We start from the raw sequence: 23,328 nt of genomic DNA, 5'->3' as shown, positions 1-23,328 counted from the left end.
TGTAAAATAAGTGCCTAAAGGCCTTCTTTTACAAGTCTATGCACAGCTTGTTTAAACATGCTTCCCCTCTCCTCAAAGGAAGAATACATATCCCAACTGGCACATGCCGGAGATAGCAGCACCACATCACCGCTGGCTGCAAATGAAAGTGACGCCTCCGCGGCACTACTTACATTTTCGACGGTTTTTATCCGGTCCAACCCTGCCAGTTCCCCTGCTTTTTTCAGTTTTTCCGATGTTTGGCCATAGGTAATTAATCCCTTCACATGTTCCTTGAAAACAGGAACCAATTCCATAAAATCGATTCCCCGGTCTAATCCCCCTGCAATCAGAACAACCGGTTCAGTGAATGACGTGATAGAAGAAATGGCTGCCTGAGGATTGGTTGCTTTAGAATCATTATAAAATTTTACACCATTCAGCTCAGTCACAAATTCAAGTCTATGTTCCACTCCTTGAAATGTTTTTAAAACCTCCACCACATGTTCCGGTTGAACTCCCCATTGCAGAGAGATAGCAGCTGCCGCCAGGGCATTTTCCACATTATGGCTACCTTTTAAGGCAACTTCCTGCCGATCCATCAAAAGAATCGTCTCTTCTCTCTGGGGTCGATAAAATAATTGGCCACGTTGAAAAAAAGCACCCTGGGGGACCTCATGGGAGGTACTAAACCACACCTTTTGTGACGGGATCTGATGGGAAAGTGATCGTATCAGGGAAGAATTCCAATTCAAAACCGCCACATCATCCTTTGTCTGATTGATAAACAGATTCATCTTCGCCTTTGCATACTCTTCAATGGTATGGTGATAATCCAAATGGGCAGGATAAAGGTTTAACAAGCATCCTATTTGCGGGCGGAAATGCTGGATCCCTGCCAGTTGAAAACTGCTTAATTCAGCCACAATGACAGATAGCTGTTCTTCTTGAAGGACAACTTCGCTTAACGCCCTGCCGATATTTCCGGCTACCGTAGGGTAAAAACTTCCTTTTTTTAACATCTCTCCTACCAATGTTGTGGTGGTTGTTTTGCCGTTGGAACCGGTGATCGCGATAAAAGGGACATCGATAAAATCATAAGCCACTTCCACTTCAGTGATTACAGGTATCGATAGTTGCATCGCTTTAGCAATCGGCGGAGATTCATAAGGGACACCGGGATTTTTCACCACAAGATCAATCTGAGGATGAATAACATCATCGGGATGAGAACCACAAATACAAATAATTCCCATCTGTTCTAATTCCTCTATCCCTTGACAGCTTTGACGCTCTCTTCGATCATTAATCGTAACTTGAGCTCCCACATCGTGAAGAAGTTTGGCAACAGCTAGTCCACTCTTACCGGTACCAATCACGACAATGTTTTTCCCTTGGTATTTTGGCTGAATCCATTCTCTTCCCATCACATCAACACCTCAATATACACGCCAATTCCGGCAAATACTAGGCCTGCTAGCCAAAATGAAACAACCACCTTCCATTCAGACCATCCGCCCAGTTCAAAATGGTGATGGATTGGGCTCATACGGAAAATCCGTTTTCCTCTGGTTTTAAACGAAATCACTTGAATTAGAACACTCAACGTTTCAATGACAAAGACTCCGCCGATGATGATCAAAAGAAGCTCTGTCTTCGTTAAAATCGCTAGGGCTCCCAACGCCCCTCCTAGCGCAAGGGAACCGGTGTCACCCATAAACACCTTTGCCGGGTGGGCATTATACACGAGAAATCCCATGACCGCCCCTACCACCGCAGCACTAAAAATGGCCAAATTGGGCTGGGTCATGACCGATGCAATAATGGCGTAAGCTCCAAAAGCAATGGCACTGGTACCAGCTAACAAACCGTCTAACCCATCCGTTAAATTGACTGCATTAGATGTTCCCAAGATGATCAGGATCACCAATGGAAGATATAACCATCCGATGTCTATTCCTACGTTTTCACCGGGTAAATAGACCACGGTGGAATGTCCGGTCACCATCAAAAAATAATAAAAGGCTCCGGCAACCAAAAGCTGGCCAAACAGTTTTTGTTTAGCCGTAAGTCCCAGATTTCTCTTCATTACAACCTTGATAAAATCATCAAGGAATCCGAGGAGTCCATATCCCAATGTGACAAATATCAGCAAAAAAAGATCTGTTGTTTGATTGGCAAATTTTAATACCGTAAAGGAAATGGCCAATAAAATAATGGTACCTCCCATGGTAGGAGTACCAGATTTTTTCATATGATTTTTAGGTCCTTCTTCACGAATGCTTTGGCCAAATTTCAAACGTCGCAACACTGGAATGAAAAGAGGGCCTAAAAGAACTGCTAAGATGAAAGCAGCACCTAAGGAAAAAAGCAAAATTCTAGTAAACAACCTGTTCCGCCCTCCTTCTGGTCTACAACAAATGTTCAATAATCGTTTCCAACGCCATTCCCCTTGATGCCTTCACAACAATGACAGCATCCCTTGTCAAAAGAGGGATAAGGGTTGAAATCAATTCCTCTTTATTTAAAAAATGATAGGCCCGTTCACTGGAAAAACCCGACTCTATGGCCCCCTGATGAATGTACCGGGACCGGGGTCCATATGTGACTAATATATCAATATTTTGAGATGAAATAAAATTTCCGACTTCGTAATGCCAAGCATTCTCTTCGTCACCCAATTCAAGCATGTCCCCCAAAACAAGAACCCGCTGTCTTCCTTCCAATGCCGATAGAAAGGAAACAGCCGCTTTAACGGAAGTGGGGCTTGCATTATAGGCATCATTGACGATTTCTATTTGATTTTTTCCCTGTATCACTTCCATTCTCATTTTTGTCATTTGGGGATTTTGTAAACCCTTTTTAATCTCCTTACTGGAAAGGCCGAATAATTTCGCAACGGCAATGGTATACAAAAGATTTTTTAAATGGTGTTTCCCTATTAAATTAGTCGTGAATGAATTGCCTTCCCCTTTTATGAAAAATTCCATTCCTCTTAAACCTTTTAACTTGTAAGAAAAAATGGCAAAGTCATTCTGAAGGTCAAATCCGCACCGAACCACATGAGCGGCTATCTCTCCAATTTTTGAAGTAAGCAAAGGTTCATCTCCATCTATAATAAGATAACCGTCAGACTTTAATCCATCTAATATTTCTAACTTGGCCCTGGAAATCCCTTCCCTTGAACCTAAAAATTGTATGTGAGACTCTCCAATATTGGTAATCACTGCAATATCAGGGTTGGCAATCTTTGATAGGAGAGAGATTTCTCCAAAATGATTCATTCCCATTTCCACTACGCCAATTTCGGTATCTGATGGAATGGACAATAACGTTAACGGGAGTCCGATGTGGTTATTCAGGTTTCCCTTCGTCTCATATACCTTGTATCTGACAGACAAAACAGAAGCAATCAAGTCTTTCACTGTGGTTTTTCCGTTGCTTCCCGTAACTGCAACGATTGGAATCCCAATTTTTTTTCGATAATAAGACGCCAATGATTGAAGAGCAGACAGTGTATCTTTGACCAGTATAACAGGGCCTGTTGGAGGGGGGAGATGATTCTCCTGCCAAAGGGACAGAGCCGCCCCCTGTTCCAGCGCCTGTTGTACAAATTGATGTCCATCAAATTGATCTCCAATCAAGGGGACAAACAAATTGCCGGAAGTGATTTTTCTGCTATCCGTCGTCACACCGATAACCGGAACTGTTAATAGATCCCGTTCGCCCAACCATTTCCCATAGGTTGCTTGAACGATCTCCTTGACGCTCATTCTCACTTCTTTTTGCTCCTTATTGCCTCTTTTGCAACCAGACGATCATCAAAGGGCAGAACTTCTCCTTTAATAATCTGGTATGTTTCATGTCCTTTACCAGCAATTAATATCACATCATCCTTTTGAGCCTCATTGATGGCATATTGAATCGCCTGTTTTCGGTCTACCATCGTCACATACTTATTTCGCGGAATATTCCTTTCTTTCAAACCCTGAACCATATCATCAATAATTGCCTGGGGTTCTTCTGATCGTGGATTATCAGATGTGATAACGGCAACATTTGAATACTTGGCAGCAATGGAAGCCATAATCGGACGCTTGGTTTTATCCCGATCACCTCCACAGCCGACTACACAATATACTTTGCCTGTTGCAAAATCCCGAATGGTCTTTAATACATTTTCTAAACTGTCTGGAGTATGGGCGTAATCTACAATCACGGTAAAATCCTGCCCTTCATCTACCTTTTCAAAACGTCCGTTCACCCCAGGCACCTTTTCAAGGGCTGACTGAATCACGGGTAAAGGTACATTTTCAACAACAGCAGCGGAAATGGCGGCCAGGGAATTATAAATACTAAACATTCCAATCAACTTTATTTTCAGGGGAATTTCTCCGGCAGGCGTCTTCACTGTGAAGGAAGTTCCCGTTGAGGAAATCTTAAGATCGGTGGCCATTACGTCTGCCTTATTTTTTATGCCGTAGGATACAACTTGGGCAGAAGTCATTTTGGCATAGCATAAACTTGCCTCATCATCTTGATTCAGTATCGCGAAGGAAGGAGAATCCCAATGATATGTATTTCCCAATTGGCTAAAGAGAAGTCCCTTTGCCTGTTTATACTGCTCCATAGTTCCATGATAATCCAAGTGATCTTGAGTGAGGTTCGTAAAAATTGCTGTTTTGTAGCGGCACCCCCTAACCCTTCCCATTTCCAGGGCATGGGAGGATACTTCCATCATGGCATATTCTACACCTGCATCAACCATTCTGCGGAAGCTATGCTGAAGTTCAAAAACATCAGGAGTGGTATTTTTCACCTCTTCTGTTTCATCTCCGATTTTCATATGAATTGTCCCAATCAGGCCAGTTTTTTTGCCATACTCTCTGAAGATAGCTTCCAGTAAATAGGTAACCGTCGTTTTCCCATTGGTTCCGGTTACTCCAATCAAATCCAAATGGTGGGTAGGCTGACCAAAAAAAGTATCGGCAACAATAGCCATCGCCCTTCTGACATCCGGTACAATGATCTGTGTCACTGGCACATCCAGGATTCTTTCTACCATAAGAGCTTTTGCCCCTAAAGATACCGCCTGATGAGCAAACTGATGTCCATCCGTTTTAAAACCAGGGATACATATAAATAAATCTCCCTCTTTTACCTTTCGGGAATCTACTGCCAAACCTGTAATCTCTATTTCATTGTCATGAACGATTTCTTTGATAAACAAATGTTTCACTAAATCCATTAACTTCACGGTATCCACCCCGTTTCCCTCGAATCAACATTCTGACGTGCAATCATTCGTTTCACTTTTAATCACTTCATGACCTGAGGACTACTTTACTAAGAATAGAACTAAACGCTCATGATCCTTCGGGTCATGTAAGTTTAGTTCCATCTGTTTAGTCAGGGTAAAGTGGCGAAAAGCACAAGTATAAATTGTCGACATTGACACGACCTGTGCCCAGCCATTGGCCCATCTATTATTTTATACACCTTTTTATTTTTTGTCACCCAAATAAATCCGGATGGTTGATCCCCTCTCTACTTTTGTTCCCGGTTGAGGTGATTGATAGAGTATGGTATTTCCGCTGCCGCTTGTATCAATTCTAAATGTGAAATAGCTTTCTTGAAGCTTATGAACAGGAACCCCCCTGAGATCAGGAACCTCAACCAATGGAATTTCGCCATAACGGTATTCCTTTGGAATTTGTTCCTTTCTGGGTTGAACATCCAGATATTGCAAGACATCAACCATCATGTTTCTAACGATAGGTGCCGCCACCACACCACCAAATTGGATTCCTTTCGGGTTATCCACGGCTGCATAAATTACAACTTTGGGATCGTCTGCCGGGGCAAATCCGATGAAAGAAACAATATGCTCATTGCTTAAGTAACCTCCTCCAGGGGCAGGTTTTTGGGCAGTCCCTGTTTTTCCGCCCAAACGGTATCCGTCAATATAAGCACGATATCCTGTTCCCTTGGCAACCACACTTTCCAGGGCCTTCCTTACCTGAGACGATGTTTCTGGAGATATGACCTGACGAATCAGTTTAGGGTTATTCATTGCAAGAACTTCATCGGTCTTTGGATCATGCCATTCTTTTGCAATATAAGGTTGAAACAATTTCCCTCCATTGATCGCTGCAGAGACTGCCGCCACTTGCTGGATTGGTGTTACCGCCACCCCTTGACCAAAAGACGTCGTTGCCAGTTCGACAGGACCAATTCTCTCAGGCTTAAATAAAATCCCAGTGGACTCCCCGTTCAGATCAATCCCTGTTTTTTGACCAAATCCAAAGTTGCGGATATATTGAAAAAGCTTTTTTTCTCCTACCTTTTGTCCTAGGGCAACGAAACCAGGGTTACACGAATTCTCGACCACCTCCAAGTAGGTTTGGGAACCGTGTCCCCCTTTTTTCCAACATCTCAATGTAGCCCCGGCCACTTTGGCATATCCGGGGTCAAAAAATGTATCCTTCTCCAAATCGACCATCTTTTCTTCAAGAGCTGCGGCAAGAGTGATGATTTTAAAAGTAGATCCCGGTTCATAGGTCTTCCAAATAGGAAGATTCCGATTAAATATTTGACTGGGGTACTCTTGATAACGGGCAGGATCATACTCCGGCATACTGGCCATTCCCAATATTTCTCCGGTGTTTGGGTCCATCGCGATAGCCAAGGCATTATCGGCTCGATAAGTTAACATGGCCTGTTCCAATTCACGTTCCAAAATGAATTGAATGGTGCGGTCGATGGTAAGGAATAAACTATCTCCTTCCTTTGGAGGAGAATATCTCTCTTTTTGATCGGGCATCTCTTTTCCTTTGGCATCGGAAAAAAAGGAAACAGAGCCTTTTTTCCCTTTTAACCGTTCATCATATACTTTTTCGATTCCAGTCAATCCCTGATTATCTATGCCGGTAAATCCCAATACATGGGAAGCAAATGCCCCGTTGGGGTAATACCTCTTGTTTTCCTGGCTGATGACAATGCCGGGTAATCTCAGTTGGGCAACTTCCTTTGCTTTTTCTTCAGAAATCTTTCTTCCCTCTGGAGCAATTCTGACCATTAATTCCCTCTTGGTAATCAGCCGATAAACCTTTTCTTCACTCATGTTTAATACTCCGGCTAACTGACGGGCGGTATTAGCCGGATCCTTAATCTGAGCCGGTACAGCCATGACTGACGGCGCACTAATATTATAAGCCAGCAGTTCCCCATTTCGATCATAAATTTTACCCCTGATGCCTTCAAAGGGAATATCACGGGTCCATAAGTCTTCTGCTTTGTTTAATAACCACTGCCCTTTCACCAATTGTATATAGCCGAGCCTTCCGATGAGTATGAGAAATAATAGCATGCCTCCAATTAACACATAAAATATGCGTTTCCTTAGGGTTACATTGGAGACCCACACCATCGACCCCCCCCTTATCTCAACGTAATCAAAAACAACCCGTCTCCTTTTTACCCTATTCGAGACAAAGGGGAAATAGAACAAGCACCGACATCTATAGATGGATGGAACTACTGCATTTACTAAGGACAGCCTTGTGAGCTCCGTTAGTTCGATTACTCTTGCTCCGGCGAAATTCCTTTTGGAGCCATTTTTAATGTAATCATTAAGTTGTTCACCAAGGGGGTCCCTGGTGACGGACTCTGTTCAACCACATATCCATTCCCTTCAATGAGTGGCTTAAGCTGAAGAATTTGCGTCAATTGATAAACCTCCCTGAGGGATTTGCCCGTGAAATCAGGTACTGCCATTTTCTCTAATTCCTCCGTCAAAAGATATATTGGGGAGTTCTCAACAATTTGAGACCCTGATTGGGGGATCTGCTTTAACACCTGATTACCCCCGCCCAAAATTGTAGGAACCAAGTTTAACTCGATCAGTTTTTGCTGGGCAACCAATAGAGGTTTACCCTCCAATTGCGGAATGCTGATGATTTTTTCTTCAGGTGTTTCTTTCTCCACTACTTTGGGAGAAATACCTAAATATTGCAGACTATTTCTCATAACGCTTTTAAAGATGGGGGCAACCACATCCGCACCTTGGTAATATTCAACATCCGGTTCATCTACCACTACATAAACGAGCAGCTGGGGATCATCTTTTGGAGCATAACCGATAAATGAAAAAATGTATTGATCCTGTTTGTATTTTCCATCTTTTCCAATTTTTTGGGCTGTTCCTGTTTTTCCTACGACATCATAACCTTCAATATAGTACTTTTGACCCGTTCCTTGGGTCACAACCGTCTCTAAAATTTCTGTCACCTGTTTGGCAGTAGATGGAGAAATGATCTGACGATTCACCTTCGGCTTCACTTCTGTTTCTTCTCCGGTATTGGGATCCTCTATCTTTTTTATAATGGTAGGCTGTATCCACTTACCTCCATTGGCTACCGCCGATACCGCCGCCACCTGTTGGATTGCCGTGATTCCTATTCCTTGACCGAAAGAAATATTGGCCACATCAGCAGGATACGCTTGGCTTATATCCTTGACAAGACCAGGAACTTCATTCTCCAATTGAATATTTGTTTTTTTGCCGAATCCAAATTTATCAATGTAAGAAAATAAACGTTCTTTCTTTAATTTCTCGTAACCCAGTATGGCAAATCCGACGTTACTGGAACGCTGAACAGCTTCGAGAAAGGTAATTTTCCCCCATCCCTTTCCATTATTGTGATCAGGGATGATCGCTCCGGGAACTTTTAATCGGCCAGACTGATATTTCTCATCAGGATTAAATTCTCCCTCCTCAATGGCTGCCGCCAACGTAATAATTTTGAAGGTTGAACCCGGTTCAAACACACTGCTAACCGCAAAATTATTAAATTTTTCGTAGTCCCCTCCAAAGTTCCAGTACTCATTGGGATCAAAATCTGGTCTGTTAGCTAAAGCCAAAATTTCTCCCGTTTTCGGGTTTGCAACTATCACCGACATTCTTTTTGGCTTAAAATTCATTTCCGCCTCGTCTAACGCCTGTTCCGCATACTGCTGAATTCTTTGATCAATGGTGAGGAAAATATTTTTGCCGTCTACAGCAGGTTGAATATCCTCCACTCCCTCAGGCAATTCATATCCTTTTGCATCTTTAATAAATTTGTATCTTCCGGGAATGCCCCTTAATTCTTTATCAAACAAATTCTCAATGCCACTCACAGCTTTCCCATCAAGATTAACATATCCCAGTACATGGGAAGCAAAATTACGGTTGGGGTAATATCTTTTGTTTGACTCTATGAAAGATATTCCCTCTATGTTTAGAGCTTCAACTTTCTGAGCCGTCTCCTTGTCAATTTTCCATCCGCCTGGCCGAAGCTCCACTTGATATAAGTCTTCCCTGGTTAACAATTTGAGCAATTTTTCCTCAGACATGTTTAGGATAGGTGCCAACTTCCGTGCAGCTTCTAGGGGGTTTTTAACCCTTTCCGGATCTTTTTTGCTTATGGTGGCAACCACCGTATAAGCTTTTGAATTTTGCGCTAATTCACTTCCATTCCGATCATAGATAATCCCCCTTTTGGGCTCAATAACCGCATTTCTTTTCCACATTTCCTGAGCCTTTTGCGTCAACAATTCCGCGTTTACCGATTGAAGCCAAAATAACCTTGTCAAAATAATTAAAAATAAAACAGTATATAATATCCCAATAAGAATGCTTTTTATCTTAACATGTTGTCTGTATGACATGTCTTTCTCCCCTTAACCCGCTTGTTATCCCTATATATCGGCAAATCCTTCTATGGATGACCGATGATCTTCACCTGAGTTGATTGGGTCATTCCTTTTTTTTCGGCAATCTCCAATATCCTTTCCGGGGAGTTAAGTGCAGCTACCTTTAACTGCAAATTAGCGATCTCTTCGTTTACCGCTGAAATTTGTTTCTTTGTTTCTTGTATCTGATAATTTAATTCGGCGATCTGGGAATACCTTGACAAAACCATACCGGAAACAATGACAAAGAGAATGACCATCATGAGGTATAAAAGTTTTTCGCCAACGGGGACAGACCGGATGATGGTCACCCTTCTTTTCTCAGCTCTGCTTTTCCGTTTTTTCCCTTGAACAACTGCTAGATTTCCTTGATGCGAGTAATAATTCATAGTTAACACTCCCAAATGAGATATTATATAGAGGATGTTCTACAGGCCCTTATAGTTTTTCGGCAATGCGTAATTTGGCTGAGCGTGAACGGGGATTCATTTCCAATTCCTTAACACTTGGCAAAATCGGTTTTTTCGTAATGACCTTTAATTCCGGACGGTGATTACAAACACATTGGGGAAAATCAGGTGGACAGGTGCATCCCTGTGATTTCCCCTGAAAAATCTGTTTGCAAATTCGATCTTCAAGGGAGTGAAAAGTAATGACCGCGACCCTTCCGCCTTTTGCCAATAGTGAAATCGCACCCTGTAATGCTTCTTCAAATGCTCTTAACTCATCGTTCACGGCAATGCGAATGGCCTGAAATGTCCTCTTGGCCGGATGCGGTCCTGATCTTCTTGCGGGAGCGGGGATCGAATCTTTAATGATTTCCACCAATTGACCGGTTGTATATATCGGCGATTCTACCCTTTTGGTTACGATGTTTTTGGCAATTCTTCTCGAAAATTTTTCTTCGCCATATTGAAAGATCACATCTGCAAGTTGTTTTTCATCCCAAGCATTCACCACATCAAAAGCGGTTAAAGGGGAACTTTGGTCCATTCTCATATCCAAAGGAGCATCTGCATTGTAGCTGAAACCCCGTTCCTCCACATCCAATTGTGGAGAAGAAACTCCCAAATCAAAGATAACTCCATTTATTTCAGTCATTCCCAATGATTGAATCACCTGTTTGATATTGCGAAAGTTGCTTTTTATCAGGGTTACTTTGTCCATATGCGGAGAAAGCCTTTCTTTTGCCGCTGACAAAGCCGATTCATCCTGGTCAATGGCAATCAAACGTCCTGTTGTTAACTTTGAAGCGATGGCTAAACTATGCCCGGCCCCGCCCAAAGTACAATCGACATACACACCATTAGGCCGGATGGACAATCCTTTTACTGCTTCTTCTTTAAGAACGGTTATATGCTTAAACACGTAGTACACTCCCTAAAAGTTAAAATCAACGATCTTCTCGGCAATCTCATTAAAAGAATCTTCTGACTGTGAATAATAGGAATCCCAAACTTCCTTCGCCCAGATTTCAACACGATTGGAAACCCCAATAATAATACATTCCCGCTGAAGTTGGGCATATTGTCTTAAGTTTTGAGGGATGTTTACTCTTCCTTGTTTGTCAACTGCAGTTTCAGTGGCTCCTGAAAAAAACAGACGGGTAAATGCCCTGGCATCGGCTTTGGTAAATGGAAGAGCTTTTAATTTCTGTTCTAATTGTTCCCATTCATTAGGCGGATAAACAAACAGGGCATGATCGAGACCACGGGTGATCACGAAGTTATCTCCCAGCACGTCTCTAAACTTGGCAGGAATAAACAACCTACCCTTTTCATCAATATTGTGCTGGTATTCACCCATGAACATCTCCATCACCTCCACTGTGCTGTCTAAATCCACCACTTTCCTCCACTTTACTCCACTTATCCTTCTATTCGCTATCATAACAAAAAATCCTGCACCCCATGTGCAGGATTTTTAACAAATTCCAAATATACATCTTTAGACCTATGTCAACATTTTTTCGCAGGGCTTTTGGCGGATTGTGTCTCTATTCTTTCCAGCTTTCCAGATACTTTATCTGATCAGGTGTCAATTGATCAATGGATATCCCCAGTGATTCAAGTTTATACTGAGCTACTTTTTGATCCAACTCATACGGAACATTTATCACCTGATTGCCGATTTCTTTATAATGCTCATTCATATACGCCAAAGAAATCGCCTGAAGGGCGAAGGTCATATCCATAATTTCTGCAGGGTGTCCATCCCCAGCAGCAAGATTAACCAATCGTCCCTCCGCTAGAAGGTAAATTTTTCTTCCGTCCAGCAATTCAAATTCCTCAATGTTTTTTCGGACCACTCTTTTATTTTTAGCCAGCTGATTTAAGTCATTCTTATTTACTTCAATGTCAAAGTGACCGGCATTGGACAGAATGGCTCCATGCTTCATCACTTCCATGTGTTCTTTCCGAATCACATGCTTATTTCCTGTCACGGTAACAAAATAATCGCCATGCTTCGCAGCTTCATTTAGGGGCATCACTTCAAAGCCATCCATATATGCTTCAATGGCTTTGATGGGATCCACTTCAGTGACAATCACCTTGGCACCGAGGCCCTTAGCTCTCATGGCTACCCCTTTCCCGCACCATCCATACCCAACGACAACGACGGTTTTTCCGGCAACAACCAGGTTGGTGGTCCGGTTAATTCCATCCCACACCGATTGTCCTGTACCATATCGGTTATCAAATAAATATTTGCAGAAGGCGTCATTAACGGCTATCATCGGAAATTGGAGTTCACCTGATCTTTCCAGAGCCTTTAACCGTAGAATTCCTGTCGTTGTCTCTTCACATCCACCGCGGATTTGGGAAAGAAGATCCCTTCTCTCATCATGGAGAATGGTAACCAGATCACCACCGTCATCTATGATTAAATCAGGCTTGTTTTCCAAAGTCTTTATTAGCAAATCCTTATATTCATCCGGCTCAGGGTTATATTTGGCAAAAACGGTAATTCCGTCTTCCACCAATGCGGCGGCAATATCATCTTGAGTTGAAAGCGGGTTGCTTCCGGTAATCACCACATCTGCTCCACCTGCTTGAATGACTTTAGCCAAATAAGCTGTCTTTGCCTCCAAATGAAGGGAAATGGCTACCTTAATTCCTGAGAAGGGCTTTTCCTGTTCAAACTGCTCCCTGATACGGTTTAGTACAGGCATATGCTCCTTGACCCAATCTATCTTCAAATGTCCTTCAGGTGCCAGGGCTAGGTCTTTTACAATACTCGTTTGTACCGTCGTCATCAAAATTCCTCCTCGTCTATGATAATTCTGCAGTTATTATATCGGATTATATGCAATAATTTATAAATAAACAACCTTGTGAGTGCCGTTTGCTTCCATATTCATAGACATCAGTTGATGCAGCCAATCCTCCCCGTGCTTGTTAATATAGGAAAAGAGATTATATACCCTTTCTTGGGGTAGGCCAAGGGGAGTTAAAGCCCCTTCGATTTTGTCGAAGTGACGAAGAGTGGATTCGTGCTGCACCTTGAGGGCATCCGTGGCTCTCTTCTTAAGAAAATCCACCTGTTCAACAATTTTTTGCCAATTTTTCTCAGTCAAGGTCTCCAGACCACCAGGTATTTCCTTCACCTTCCCTAAAACAGGCTCATAAGCCTGTCTCATGTGATTCTTTGCCCATTCAAATGCCTGTTCCAAGTCATTGGCTGCAATCTGCTTCATAAACAATTCCTTCTTTTCCGACAAACGGTAAAAAGCATCTTCAAAGGAAAGCCCCAGCTTATCCAAGGATTTTTGGATCATTCCTTCCACAAGGGTGATGCTTATTCTAGGAACAAGAATCGGAATTTTCATTCCAAGGTCTTCGAACATTTTTTTATAAAGTCCCCAGTATGCAATTTCACCAGGACCAGCAACAAAAGCCAAGGTTGGAAACAGGAATTCCTGCATGAGTGGACGAAATACAACATTCGTACTAAGTTTTTCTGGTTCATCTTTGGCAATTCTCAGTAACTCATCTTTTTTATACCAATGCATTTCATCTTTTGTGTAAGCGCGGTCTCCATTCCAGGACAATAGCAATCTTTCCCCGTTTTCATAAATAAATAGATTGGCATTCCCTTCCCTTAGATCAACCTGAGCATGAAAGCCTGCCTTCTTCACTTGCTTCCCCTGTTCTAGTACTGATTGATTTAAGCTTGCTCCCTTATTAATGAGTACCTCAAAAAAAGAAGATTCTAATTTTCTTAAATTACAATCGGACGAATCAATTAGGACTAATCCGTAGGAACCAAAAAACCTGACCAGAAGGCGAGCAAAAAAACGGGTCAGCTTGTCTGACTCAATTGCCTCCTTCTTAAGAAAACCTTGCCATTCTTCCGTAAACTCCGTTGCATGCTGCAGGGAGAAGAACTGATCAATCAGATCGATTAGGGATTCTTTCGGAATTGAAAGATCTCCAATTGAATATTTCCCATCCGGTTCATAAGATAATCTTAATTTTTGAATTTGCTGCTGCTGATTTTGCAAATATACATGGTCCACTTCTGAATAATCATGATCCTCTCCTGCAATCCAAAACACAGGAATCACCGGTACTCCGAGGGAATCTTCCGCTCGTTTCGCGACCTTTAATATCGTGATTGCCTTATAAATGGTATATAGTGGACCTGTTAAGACACCAGCCTGCTGACCGCCCAAAACCACCAATGCTTTTCCGGTTCGTAAACGTTCTATATTCACCAATGCTGCATGATGATTACCGATTTGACCGTTATAAACAGCCAACACATCAACAAGCGACATCATATGCTTTTTTTTATTGTCTAACAGCTCATCTGCTCTTTTTTCCCAATCCTCGTTTAAAAACGGTGAATAATGATAAAACCTCCGGATCTCCTCAAAGTTTGTTATGTATTCCGCTCCCAGCGGAGTGATCTGGGATAAAAAAACCTCATCCATGCGCATGTAACGAACCCCTTATTATATAATTTATGATCTTTGATAACAAAAGTATACTTGTCATATAATTTGAACGGGATATGAGTAGACCGTAGGCGCCAGTAACACCCACGGCCCTGTACAATAGGTGCCCCAAAAGGGCATATTCTCAAAATGAGGAGCCAATTCTATTGCACAAATCCAATTATACCATAAAAGTGAAAAGCGATTGAGCTTTTCCCGTCCAAATAGACTGCTTTTCTAAGATTCTGTAGCCGGACGTTTTGCAGAAGCAATATCCTCCTCAATCTCTTTTGAGACATTTTCACGCAACGGAACCTCTCTCAGAAGAAGAGTTAAAACAAAAGAAATGACAATAATAATAAATCCGAAAAGAAATACATCATTCAAGGAATTAGAAAGGGCCTCCCGTACAGCAGCTAAAATTTGTTGAAAGACAGGTATCATTTCAGCAGGCAAGGTTCCTTGCATAGCATTTACCTTTTCCGGGTCCAGCAAAGCTTGTGGATGATTTAGCTCCGCCAATCCGGAAGAACTCATCAGTGGTGCAACCTCAGTAGGGATCGCCTGTTTCAATTCTTTGACCATACTTTGTGCCAAGACCGTACCCATAATAGAAACTCCGACGGTCCCCCCCAATTGGCGAAACAATTGATTGGAAGCCGTTACTACTCCCAATAAATTTTGCGGCAAAGCGTTCTGAACAGCCAGCACAAAAACAGGCATGGTAGTTCCCAGTCCAAATCCGGTAATAATCATATTTAAAACAACTTCACCATTGGTTGTATTCACATTCATCACAGACAATAGATATATCCCAACGCCCATCACAGCAACGCCAATCAGAGCTAAGATCTTATATTTTCCGGTTCGAGACGTAATTTGACCACTAATGGTACTAGCAGCTACCATACTCAACATCATAGGAGTTAAAATAAATCCTGATTCAGTCGCTGATGTTCCTAAAACTCCTTGTACGAAAAGGGGAATATAGATAATCGTTCCAAACATGCCGATACCAATCAGAAATCCCACCAAATTGGAGATGGCATAGATGCGATTTCTAAATAATGAAAGTGGAATAACCGGACTTTGCACTTTCTGCTCAGCGATGATAAATAAGATAAGACCTATAAAAGCTGATGCAAATAATCCGATAACCATATAAGAATTCCAATCATATTTGGTGCCGGCCCAGGAAAAGGCTAATAAGATTGGCACTAGAGTGATCACAAGAAACGTAGACCCCCAATAATCCACAACCCCCTTTTCACCTGAAGTTTTCGGAAACAGTTTCAGAATTAATATAAAGGCAAGGATACCGATGGGTAAATTCACCCAAAATACCCACTCCCAATTCCAATAATCAACGATATAGCCTCCGAATGCCGGACCGATAATACTGGATAATCCAAATACAGCACCCATCACCCCCTGCCATTTACCCCTTTCTTTCGCAGAAAATAGATCCCCAATTGCGGTAAACGACGTGGACATGATCATCCCGGCCCCTAATCCCTGAATTCCACGGTAGAGGATTAACTGAAAAATCGTTTGAGAGGTTCCTGATAAAAAAGAACCTAGGATAAAAATAAAAAGTCCTACCAACATAAACGGTCTCCGGCCATACATATCTGAAAGCTTGCCTACCAAAATGACGGTGATGCTGGAAGTTAACATATAAATGGTAAACAACCAACTATAGTAATCCATTCCACCCAATTCAGCAACAATTCGTGGCAAAGCCGTTCCAATAATCGTTTGGTTTAAGGAGGCAAATAGCATAGAAGCAACGATTGCACCCATGATGGTTATTTTTTGCCTTTTATCCAGATGATATAACATGAACTTCTTCCTTTCTATTATCAATTCTTCTCACTTATCCATTTTGTGAGATTGAGTGCTGAACTTTTTCAAAAACACGAAGAACGGTTTCCAGTTCACCTTCCTCTACCGTTTCAAACACTTTCTTGAGATACTCTTTCTTCAACTCATAAAAGTGAGCCATTGCTTCCTGCCCTTTTTCAGTAACAGAAAGAAGAACAATTCTTCTGTCCTCTTCAGAACGTTTTCTTTCCACCAAACCTTTAGAAACCAGCTTATCGGACAGTGCTGTAATATGGCTCAGCGATACATCAAATGTTTGAGCCAAATCAGACACTTTCAGCGGTCCATCTTGAACCAATTGATTTAATACAAAAAATTCACCACTGCTGATTTCCGTATTGATGGATTTTAGAAATTGGTGCCGAAACTGACGTCCAAATATACGAAAAGCAATTTCCAGTCGATGAATTAAATGATCACGGTCACTCATTTTAAATCACCCTGCTTTGACATCATATTTTCACCACTTCCAATTATTGTGCGTCTAGGAAAAAATAAATGTGATTGCTGACACAATCACATTTAGTTAACTTAGTTAAATATACATGATATGAAGTAAAAAAACAAGCCTTCCTATCTCCCAGTTTTTATCTCTCCTGTCCACTCCAGCATACCCCCTGCCATATTCACCACATGATACCCTTGCTGAGCTAGAAATTCACAAGCCATGCCGCTGCGATTTCCGCTCCTACATACGATAATGGTTTCTCTATTGGGGTCAATCTCCTTCATCCGGTAAGGAATTTCTGAGAGGGGAATATGTTTGGCTTGGGGTATATGCCCGGCCATCCATTCTTCGAGTTCACGTACATCCAAGATCTCAATATGTTCTTTTCTTTTCAACCGCTGAAGAATTTCTTCAGGAGATTGCTCTTTAAAGTTGGCTTGAATCATCATTTTACACCCCTTCCTTTCTTTTTTGTTCAAACCCAAAATTTCAGTATTTTAAGTTAATATCTCTATCCAAATTTTTATAACGGTTCCCACGATCAAAAGGGCCAAGATCCACTGTAATATCTTGGTATTTATTCTTTTACTGATTTTTGCTCCTAAAGGAGAGGCAATCGTGCTGGCAACCACCATAACAAGGGAGGGAACAAATAACATATGTCCACCCAAAAATTTCCCAACTGTCGAGCCAATCGATGAAATAAATGTGATAGCCAGTGAAGAAGCAATGGCTACCCTTGTTGGAATTTTTAACAGAACCAACATTACTGGTACGGTGATAAATGCCCCAGCAGCACCAACGATCCCTGATAAAACTCCAATAACTAAAGCAAAAAGAGCAGCCAAAAACTTGTTAAACTCCAGTTGAGTGTAATCTGCATCATCATTACCTTTTTTCGGCAAAAACATCAGGATTGCTGCAATCAGCGCCAATATTCCATATACAAAATTAATGGTGGAGTTTGGTAAGAATTTGGAACCATACCCCCCTATAAAGCTTCCGATAATAATGGAAATCCCCATATACAAAACAAGAGATTTATTGATATATCCCCCTTTACGAAAAGCAAACATTCCTGCCAAGGTGGCAAAAAACACCTGAACCGCACTGATGGCTGAAACTTCTTGGGCAGTAAATGCCATAAAACCTAAGGCAGGCGGGATATAAAGGAGCATCGGATATTTAATGATGGATCCGCCGATTCCTACCATGCCTGATATAAATGATCCTATAAATCCAATAAGAAATATAGTAATAATAAAGGTAAAATCCACGACGGACACCTCCAATAAAAGGAGAGTGTTGGTTCACACCCTCCTATTTTTTTCTGATCCAAAATTTTAAAACTCCACCTTCTTCTTTGTGATCCAACAATTCATGCCCGGTTGAGTTGGCCCATGCTTTTAAGTCATTGATCGCTCCTTTATCCGTTGCGTGAACTTCGATGACTTGATCCGATTCAGCATTGTCAATCGCTTTTTTTGTTTTCAAAATAGGCATAGGACATGATAAACCTTTCGCATCAACAATCACATCACTTTGCATTTTTCTCCCACCTCACCTTAAGAAGTATGATGAACTGCACAACGGTTTGGTCCGATTTCTAATTCCGTCGCTTCGTCTGCATCGACTCGCTTTACACCACGATTAATGGCAACAATATCTTCAAAATTTGGCGGTTTGGTCGAACTTTCAGCAGAAGTTGCGACCATTTTCGTGAATTCTTCTTTATCTGCCATTTGCATTTGTTCATTGCTCTTTCGAATATTCCCAAGAGTTTCCCCAACAATACCGTGGTCATTCATCTCCTGAATATCTGCAAAATGAGCTGGCAAGACCATAACATCATCTGCTAAATTTCTTATCTTGTTGAAAACCGTGTCGTATAAATCTAAGGCCCATTCATGGGCTTTACCTCCTAGATCCGGACGTCCCAATCCACCGACAAAAATGGTATCACCCGATAACAAAAATTTATTATTGACTAAAAATGAGACACTGCCCGGTGTATGTCCAGGTGTTTTGATGGCCAAAACCTCAAGTTCTACTCGACCAAATTTTATTTTTTCATGTTTTTCCAATGGCTCAAATGGTACTTGAGCTCCTTCGCTGGAATTAAGGTAATAGGTTGCACCAGTTCTTTTTGCTAATTCAGTTCCTCCGGAAATATGATCGGCATGGAGGTGAGAATCTAATATTCGGGTAATTTTTACACCTTCCTTTTTAGCAAGATCCATATATACTTGTATTTGTCTACCTGGATCTACTACAGCCGCTTCTCCAGAGGAAATGATCATATAAGAGAGGCAACCTTTAGCATAACGGTTGATTTGAAAAAGTTTCATTTTTTCGTCAAAGGCAACCATTGTTGGATAGTAAAATTCACTCCATGCAAGCAGGCCACCCTCTAAATGGGACACATCAAACCCTTTTGCCTGCAAAATTTCGGCAATATATTCGGAGGCACCACCTTTTGCACATACGACAACAATCTTTGCGTCTTTCGGTAAATTCTCATAATGGACTTCATTATCCTCATCTTCAATGATTTCAAAATATGGAACATTCACAGATTGGAGTTCTTTACCTTCAATTTTCCAATCGTTGTATTCGTCACGATTTCGTACATCAAAGACAAAAACTTTTTCTCCAGATGCAATCTTTTGGTATAATTGTTCCGGAGTAAGTGCCGGTATTTGCCCCATCATCTATGCTCCTTTCCTTAGAAAGTTAATGTAATATCAGCATCATAAGCAAAATCAAGGAATGTGGCTGCTCCACCAACTTCAATACCTTCGACAAAATCTTCTTCTTTCAAATTCATAACGTCCATCGTCATTTGACAAGCAATTAAGCGCACTCCCATTTCCTTGGCCATCTGCACTAACTCTTCAACCGTCGGAACATTTGCTTTTTTAAATCCTTCTGCAAAATGCTCTTTACCTGCAGGCAGAGGTAAAGCTTTGTGCGCATCTTTGTGAATCAAATTCAACCCTTCAAAGGTGAAAAATATTGTAACTTCAGCATCTGTTGCTGCTGCAGCAGTAGCAATGTTGAACACCTTGTAAGCATCAAAAATTTCTCCGTTAGCAGATATAATGGCTACTTTTTTAGACATTTAAATTCCCTCCTTGATTTTCTGTTCATATTTTTCCGTTGGTCCTGTCCATTCAGACATTCCTGGAACCACATTTTTTACATGTTTATAACCTTTTTCCGCAAGTATTTTGGCTGCGATATCACTCCGATTTGCCGTACGGCACACAACATAGATCTCGTCGTTCTGATTTAATTCATTGATGCGATCTTCTAGTTCGCCTAAAGGAATGCATTTAGCCCCGGGAATATGACCAAATGCATACTCGGCAGGCTCCCTCACATCAAGGATAGAAATTTTGTGATTCTGCTCCAACTTTTTTTGCAATTCTTCATTGGTAATCGTATGGGGGTATTTCATTTCTTCTTTGATTTCTTCTGGGCTTGCTTTTCTAAGATAGTGTTTAAAAACACCGTCTTCCTCTATAGTTCCTAAAAATTGGTGACCCGTACTTTTGGCCCACCCTTGCATGTCTGCCACAGATCCTTTATCTGTTGCCTGTACCTCAATCACTTGACCGGGCGCCATATCGTCCATCGCTTTTTTTGTTTTGACAATGGGCATTGGACAAGACAACCCTCTTGCATCCAATACTTTATCTACGGTAATCTCCATCGCTCACCTCATCCTTACTTGTTTTTTATTAACTTTCTTTTAGAATACCCAGAGATAAACAGAATATTTTTTCTGATAAACTCATACGTGCATTGATATTATAAAATTAATAAGATATGCACTATTTATATATTGTTAATACCCCCATGGGTATAATTATACTCAAATAATAATTATTGTAAAGGGTCCAGCAAAAAAAAGACCATTAAAACTACTAATGGCCTTATCCACTCATCGTTTAATGGCAACCAATTCAATCTCTTTTTGAACCACAACAACATACAAGAACATACAAGGAATTCATTAACTACTTCCCTACGCGAGATTCCGATAAAATAAGCTGAATCCAGCAGAATTTAATACTCCTGAGGTTTATTGATCTTACCCAAGGGCTTAGCGACGCTGATCTCCTACTTTTAGACAATCGGTGTACTGGAGCTGTTATCTTTTTTGCCTTTTTCATCCCTATTCTTTACTTTTCGCTTTATGACTTTTTGTTTTATTACCATTCTCCTGTTCTCTTTCTTCTTTGCTTTGTGTCTTTTTCACCTTTCCTTCTTTCCCTTTTTCCGCTATTACAGTGAATTCATGACCACATTCGGGGCATGTTGTTAGATAATTTTTCGGTTGTTGAGCTTTCACGTGATTCTTTTCTCGATGTACTTTTCCATGATTACCCTTTCTTCCAGGCATTTTTTTCACCTCCCTAGAACTAATTCAATATATGCTTTTGATTGTATTTTTGTCTAGACGACTACAATATTCTATTAAATATATTTGAATATAGAAGGTATACTCATGCGGAAATCGCTAAAATAGGGCGAATATACTAGAACACTAAGATTTATGACACGTATACATGTATTACTAATATCTTATGAATACAAATGGAAGGGGATAACTATCCTATGGAAAAATCATTAGATTTATCTTCTTTGCTCGGGAAGATCGTGAGGGTTGAAAGGGGTGGTCCAGAATCAAAGTGTGGGCGATTAATTTCTTTTAAATCGGATTATTTTGTTCTTTATTGTGAAGATGATGGTGAAATTATTTACTACCAAACCAATCATGTCAAGAGCATTAGCATAAATACCCAGGATTATTCCGACCAGACAGTATACTCTACCATTCAATATTTTGATCATGACAATCTTGTTGAAGTTTTACAGAATATGGTTGGTCGCTGGATACAGATTAACCGTGGAGGCCCGGAATGTATTCAAGGGGTATTAAGTGATGTTTTTGATGACAGTATTCTCTTGGTTGTAAAAAACGAAGTGGTTAAAATATTTACGTTCCACATTCGGAGTATCAGTTATGTAACAAATCATGAAAAAGATAAACTTTCGACCAAAGAGGTACAAAAAGATAACAAAGAAGATAAAAATGAAGATACCTCAAAACAAGAGGATAAATAAGATACTGATAATAACTTAAGTTACTGGATATAACGAATGAAACAATCGAATGATTACCAATCAAATCAAGTCCCAGAATGAATTGATAAAACATCTGGGGCTATCTTCATATTAGAAAGTCTCAAGCAAGATATCTGCGGAACTTTTTGAAATAAGGCATATGAACTAGAACAAATATGATAATCGGCAAGTATACATGCAGTATAAATAACCATAGATGATAATTGGAAGGTGTTGATAATGGATAAAGATTTAACTTTTTCAAATCTCAAGCATTTTATTGGCAGAGTTGTAGGTGTAGATCGAGTAGGTCATGACTCAGTATATGGTCGTTTAATCGCTGTTAAACCAGACCATTTGATTGTATATACCCTTGAAGAAGGGTTCATTTACTATCAAACAGAACATGTCAAAAGTATTACAACAGATAGCAAGGATTATACTGACCTTGAAATTCAGTATCTAGATGATATTCAACTTGATTACGTAGATGTCGAGGACTTTAATTCTCTTCTACAAACCATGCAACATCGCTGGGTACAGATTAATCGCGGAGAACATGAGTGCTTGCAGGGAGTTCTGTGTAATTATTCTAAAAGCTATATCGAATTAATTATGAATCATGAAATGATAAGAGTATTCAATAAACACATAAAAAATATAAGCTATGTCATGAAACCTGCCTATGAACAGTTATATAATGAACAGCAATCTTCTAATCAGGAGAACACTGAACAGTCCCATTCAGAACAACCATCAGACAATCAGGAGAAGAACAAAAAGAACGAAATAGAACAAACTTTTGTAAACTTAAAAGAGGATGAAAAAACTTCTATAGGACAGACAATCCCTGGAAGGCCATTAGATCAACAGTTGATCATTAACCAAACAAGGCCGATCTTATTCAAAAATCAAAAGAAAAAGAAAAAGCGATCTTCTATCCATCATGTAGAGATCACTTTGAAAATGAAGAAAAAAGGAAAACGGGAAAAGAACATTAAATTAGGGTTAAAAAATATTGGAACATTCATGCAAATCGGAATTATTCGCGATAAAAAAAGAAGTAATAATTGGGCAATAAAAAATATTAAGTTTTACAAAATAAAGAAAAAAAAGGAGAACCTCTTCTCTACTTTATGGTTATTGGATGAAGCGAAAATTGGACGTAAGTGAACCCCAAGAAATAGTGAAAAAGGGATTCTTGATTGTT

22 protein-coding genes are annotated in these 23,328 nt (G+C 40.6%); 2 read left to right on the top strand and 20 right to left on the bottom strand.

Annotation, left to right across the window (positions count from 1 at the left end; translation table 11 throughout):
* Positions 1-14: 14 nt before the first annotated feature.
* The 20 genes from murD to L1765_RS06235 form a co-directional block, all read right to left on the bottom strand.
* Positions 15-1,406, bottom strand: a complete 1,392-nt coding sequence (murD, locus tag L1765_RS06330) for a UDP-N-acetylmuramoyl-L-alanine--D-glutamate ligase (protein WP_236405800.1) — start codon at positions 1,404-1,406, stop codon at positions 15-17.
* Positions 1,406-2,368 (bottom strand): phospho-N-acetylmuramoyl-pentapeptide-transferase, encoded by a 963-nt coding sequence (gene mraY / locus L1765_RS06325; RefSeq protein WP_236405799.1) that lies wholly within the window; start codon positions 2,366-2,368, stop codon positions 1,406-1,408. The genes murD and mraY overlap by 1 nt, the downstream gene beginning before the upstream one ends.
* 22 nt (positions 2,369-2,390) lie before the next feature.
* Entirely contained in the window at positions 2,391-3,752 is a 1,362-nt protein-coding gene (locus tag L1765_RS06320) for a UDP-N-acetylmuramoyl-tripeptide--D-alanyl-D-alanine ligase (RefSeq protein ID WP_236405798.1), read from the bottom strand.
* Between the two features lie 2 nt (positions 3,753-3,754).
* The gene (locus L1765_RS06315) at positions 3,755-5,236 is read right to left on the bottom strand and encodes a UDP-N-acetylmuramoyl-L-alanyl-D-glutamate--2,6-diaminopimelate ligase (RefSeq protein WP_407942212.1); all 1,482 of its coding nucleotides are present in this window, start codon (positions 5,234-5,236) and stop codon (positions 3,755-3,757) included.
* Positions 5,237-5,482: 246 nt separating this feature from the next.
* Positions 5,483-7,405 (bottom strand): stage V sporulation protein D, encoded by a 1,923-nt coding sequence (locus L1765_RS06310; RefSeq protein WP_236405817.1) that lies wholly within the window; start codon positions 7,403-7,405, stop codon positions 5,483-5,485.
* Positions 7,406-7,560: 155 nt separating this feature from the next.
* A complete protein-coding gene (locus L1765_RS06305) occupies positions 7,561-9,690 on the bottom strand; it encodes a PASTA domain-containing penicillin-binding protein (protein ID WP_236405797.1) in 2,130 nt (709 codons plus the stop codon).
* A gap of 50 nt (positions 9,691-9,740) precedes the next feature.
* Entirely contained in the window at positions 9,741-10,103 is a 363-nt protein-coding gene (gene ftsL / locus L1765_RS06300; RefSeq protein ID WP_236405796.1) for a cell division protein FtsL, read from the bottom strand.
* Between the two features lie 49 nt (positions 10,104-10,152).
* Positions 10,153-11,082 carry a 16S rRNA (cytosine(1402)-N(4))-methyltransferase RsmH gene (rsmH, locus tag L1765_RS06295; protein WP_236405795.1) on the bottom strand — a complete coding sequence of 310 codons (930 nt, stop codon included), beginning with the start codon at positions 11,080-11,082 and terminating at the stop codon, positions 10,153-10,155.
* A gap of 12 nt (positions 11,083-11,094) precedes the next feature.
* Complete coding sequence (mraZ, locus tag L1765_RS06290; RefSeq protein WP_236405816.1) at positions 11,095-11,526, bottom strand: division/cell wall cluster transcriptional repressor MraZ; 432 nt, start codon at positions 11,524-11,526, stop codon at positions 11,095-11,097.
* Between the two features lie 184 nt (positions 11,527-11,710).
* Entirely contained in the window at positions 11,711-12,970 is a 1,260-nt protein-coding gene (locus L1765_RS06285; protein WP_236405794.1) for an adenosylhomocysteinase, read from the bottom strand.
* Positions 12,971-13,030: 60 nt separating this feature from the next.
* Positions 13,031-14,656 (bottom strand): bacillithiol biosynthesis cysteine-adding enzyme BshC, encoded by a 1,626-nt coding sequence (bshC, locus tag L1765_RS06280; protein WP_236405793.1) that lies wholly within the window; start codon positions 14,654-14,656, stop codon positions 13,031-13,033.
* A gap of 234 nt (positions 14,657-14,890) precedes the next feature.
* The gene (locus L1765_RS06275; protein WP_236405792.1) at positions 14,891-16,495 is read right to left on the bottom strand and encodes an MDR family MFS transporter; all 1,605 of its coding nucleotides are present in this window, start codon (positions 16,493-16,495) and stop codon (positions 14,891-14,893) included.
* 34 nt (positions 16,496-16,529) lie between these two features.
* Positions 16,530-16,967 carry a MarR family winged helix-turn-helix transcriptional regulator gene (locus L1765_RS06270; protein WP_236405791.1) on the bottom strand — a complete coding sequence of 146 codons (438 nt, stop codon included), beginning with the start codon at positions 16,965-16,967 and terminating at the stop codon, positions 16,530-16,532.
* A gap of 143 nt (positions 16,968-17,110) precedes the next feature.
* Complete coding sequence (locus L1765_RS06265) at positions 17,111-17,431, bottom strand: rhodanese-like domain-containing protein (RefSeq protein WP_407942211.1); 321 nt, start codon at positions 17,429-17,431, stop codon at positions 17,111-17,113.
* Positions 17,432-17,482: 51 nt separating this feature from the next.
* Complete coding sequence (locus tag L1765_RS06260) at positions 17,483-18,262, bottom strand: sulfite exporter TauE/SafE family protein (RefSeq protein ID WP_236405789.1); 780 nt, start codon at positions 18,260-18,262, stop codon at positions 17,483-17,485.
* Between the two features lie 43 nt (positions 18,263-18,305).
* Positions 18,306-18,533, bottom strand: a complete 228-nt coding sequence (locus L1765_RS06255) for a sulfurtransferase TusA family protein (protein ID WP_236405788.1) — start codon at positions 18,531-18,533, stop codon at positions 18,306-18,308.
* Between the two features lie 17 nt (positions 18,534-18,550).
* A complete protein-coding gene (locus L1765_RS06250; RefSeq protein WP_236405787.1) occupies positions 18,551-19,693 on the bottom strand; it encodes an MBL fold metallo-hydrolase in 1,143 nt (380 codons plus the stop codon).
* Between the two features lie 17 nt (positions 19,694-19,710).
* Entirely contained in the window at positions 19,711-20,106 is a 396-nt protein-coding gene (locus tag L1765_RS06245) for a DsrE/DsrF/DrsH-like family protein (protein ID WP_236405786.1), read from the bottom strand.
* Complete coding sequence (locus L1765_RS06240) at positions 20,107-20,700, bottom strand: sulfurtransferase TusA family protein (RefSeq protein ID WP_236405785.1); 594 nt, start codon at positions 20,698-20,700, stop codon at positions 20,107-20,109. It lies immediately after the preceding gene.
* Between the two features lie 465 nt (positions 20,701-21,165).
* Entirely contained in the window at positions 21,166-21,393 is a 228-nt protein-coding gene (locus L1765_RS06235; RefSeq protein WP_236405784.1) for a hypothetical protein, read from the bottom strand.
* Positions 21,394-21,608: 215 nt separating this feature from the next.
* On the opposite strand from L1765_RS06235, the gene L1765_RS06230 reads away from it, so the two are divergent.
* Positions 21,609-22,118, top strand: coding sequence for a hypothetical protein (locus tag L1765_RS06230; RefSeq protein WP_236405783.1), 510 nt, complete (start codon positions 21,609-21,611; stop codon positions 22,116-22,118).
* A 240-nt stretch (positions 22,119-22,358) separates the two neighbouring features.
* Positions 22,359-23,291 carry a YuzF family protein gene (locus tag L1765_RS06225; protein WP_236405782.1) on the top strand — a complete coding sequence of 311 codons (933 nt, stop codon included), beginning with the start codon at positions 22,359-22,361 and terminating at the stop codon, positions 23,289-23,291.
* Positions 23,292-23,328: the final 37 nt, after the last annotated feature.

This window comes from Microaerobacter geothermalis (assembly GCF_021608135.1).
Taxonomy (GTDB): domain Bacteria; phylum Bacillota; class Bacilli; order DSM-22679; family DSM-22679; genus Microaerobacter; species Microaerobacter geothermalis.
Note: the sequence above shows the minus strand (reverse complement) of the source record. Positions and strands in the feature narration are given on the sequence as shown.

Bases quoted from the DNA above. Each gene is read 5' to 3' on its own strand.
- L1765_RS06275 (WP_236405792.1), bottom strand. From the start codon at position 16,495: ATGTTATATCATCTGGATAAAAGGCAAAAAATAACCATCATGGGTGCA.
- L1765_RS06250 (WP_236405787.1), bottom strand. From the start codon at position 19,693: ATGGGGCAAATACCGGCACTTACTCCGGAACAATTATACCAAAAGATT.
- mraZ (WP_236405816.1), bottom strand. From the start codon at position 11,526: ATGTTCATGGGTGAATACCAGCACAATATTGATGAAAAGGGTAGGTTG.
- L1765_RS06235 (WP_236405784.1), bottom strand. From the start codon at position 21,393: ATGCCTGGAAGAAAGGGTAATCATGGAAAAGTACATCGAGAAAAGAAT.
- L1765_RS06265 (WP_407942211.1), bottom strand. From the start codon at position 17,431: ATGATTCAAGCCAACTTTAAAGAGCAATCTCCTGAAGAAATTCTTCAG.
- L1765_RS06240 (WP_236405785.1), bottom strand. From the start codon at position 20,700: ATGGAGATTACCGTAGATAAAGTATTGGATGCAAGAGGGTTGTCTTGT.
- L1765_RS06285 (WP_236405794.1), bottom strand. From the start codon at position 12,970: ATGACGACGGTACAAACGAGTATTGTAAAAGACCTAGCCCTGGCACCT.
- L1765_RS06225 (WP_236405782.1), top strand. From the start codon at position 22,359: ATGGATAAAGATTTAACTTTTTCAAATCTCAAGCATTTTATTGGCAGA.
- L1765_RS06255 (WP_236405788.1), bottom strand. From the start codon at position 18,533: ATGCAAAGTGATGTGATTGTTGATGCGAAAGGTTTATCATGTCCTATG.
- L1765_RS06320 (WP_236405798.1), bottom strand. From the start codon at position 3,752: ATGAGCGTCAAGGAGATCGTTCAAGCAACCTATGGGAAATGGTTGGGC.
- L1765_RS06270 (WP_236405791.1), bottom strand. From the start codon at position 16,967: ATGAGTGACCGTGATCATTTAATTCATCGACTGGAAATTGCTTTTCGT.
- ftsL (WP_236405796.1), bottom strand. From the start codon at position 10,103: ATGAATTATTACTCGCATCAAGGAAATCTAGCAGTTGTTCAAGGGAAA.
- L1765_RS06245 (WP_236405786.1), bottom strand. From the start codon at position 20,106: ATGTCTAAAAAAGTAGCCATTATATCTGCTAACGGAGAAATTTTTGAT.
- L1765_RS06305 (WP_236405797.1), bottom strand. From the start codon at position 9,690: ATGTCATACAGACAACATGTTAAGATAAAAAGCATTCTTATTGGGATA.
- murD (WP_236405800.1), bottom strand. From the start codon at position 1,406: ATGGGAAGAGAATGGATTCAGCCAAAATACCAAGGGAAAAACATTGTC.
- L1765_RS06230 (WP_236405783.1), top strand. From the start codon at position 21,609: ATGGAAAAATCATTAGATTTATCTTCTTTGCTCGGGAAGATCGTGAGG.
- bshC (WP_236405793.1), bottom strand. From the start codon at position 14,656: ATGCGCATGGATGAGGTTTTTTTATCCCAGATCACTCCGCTGGGAGCG.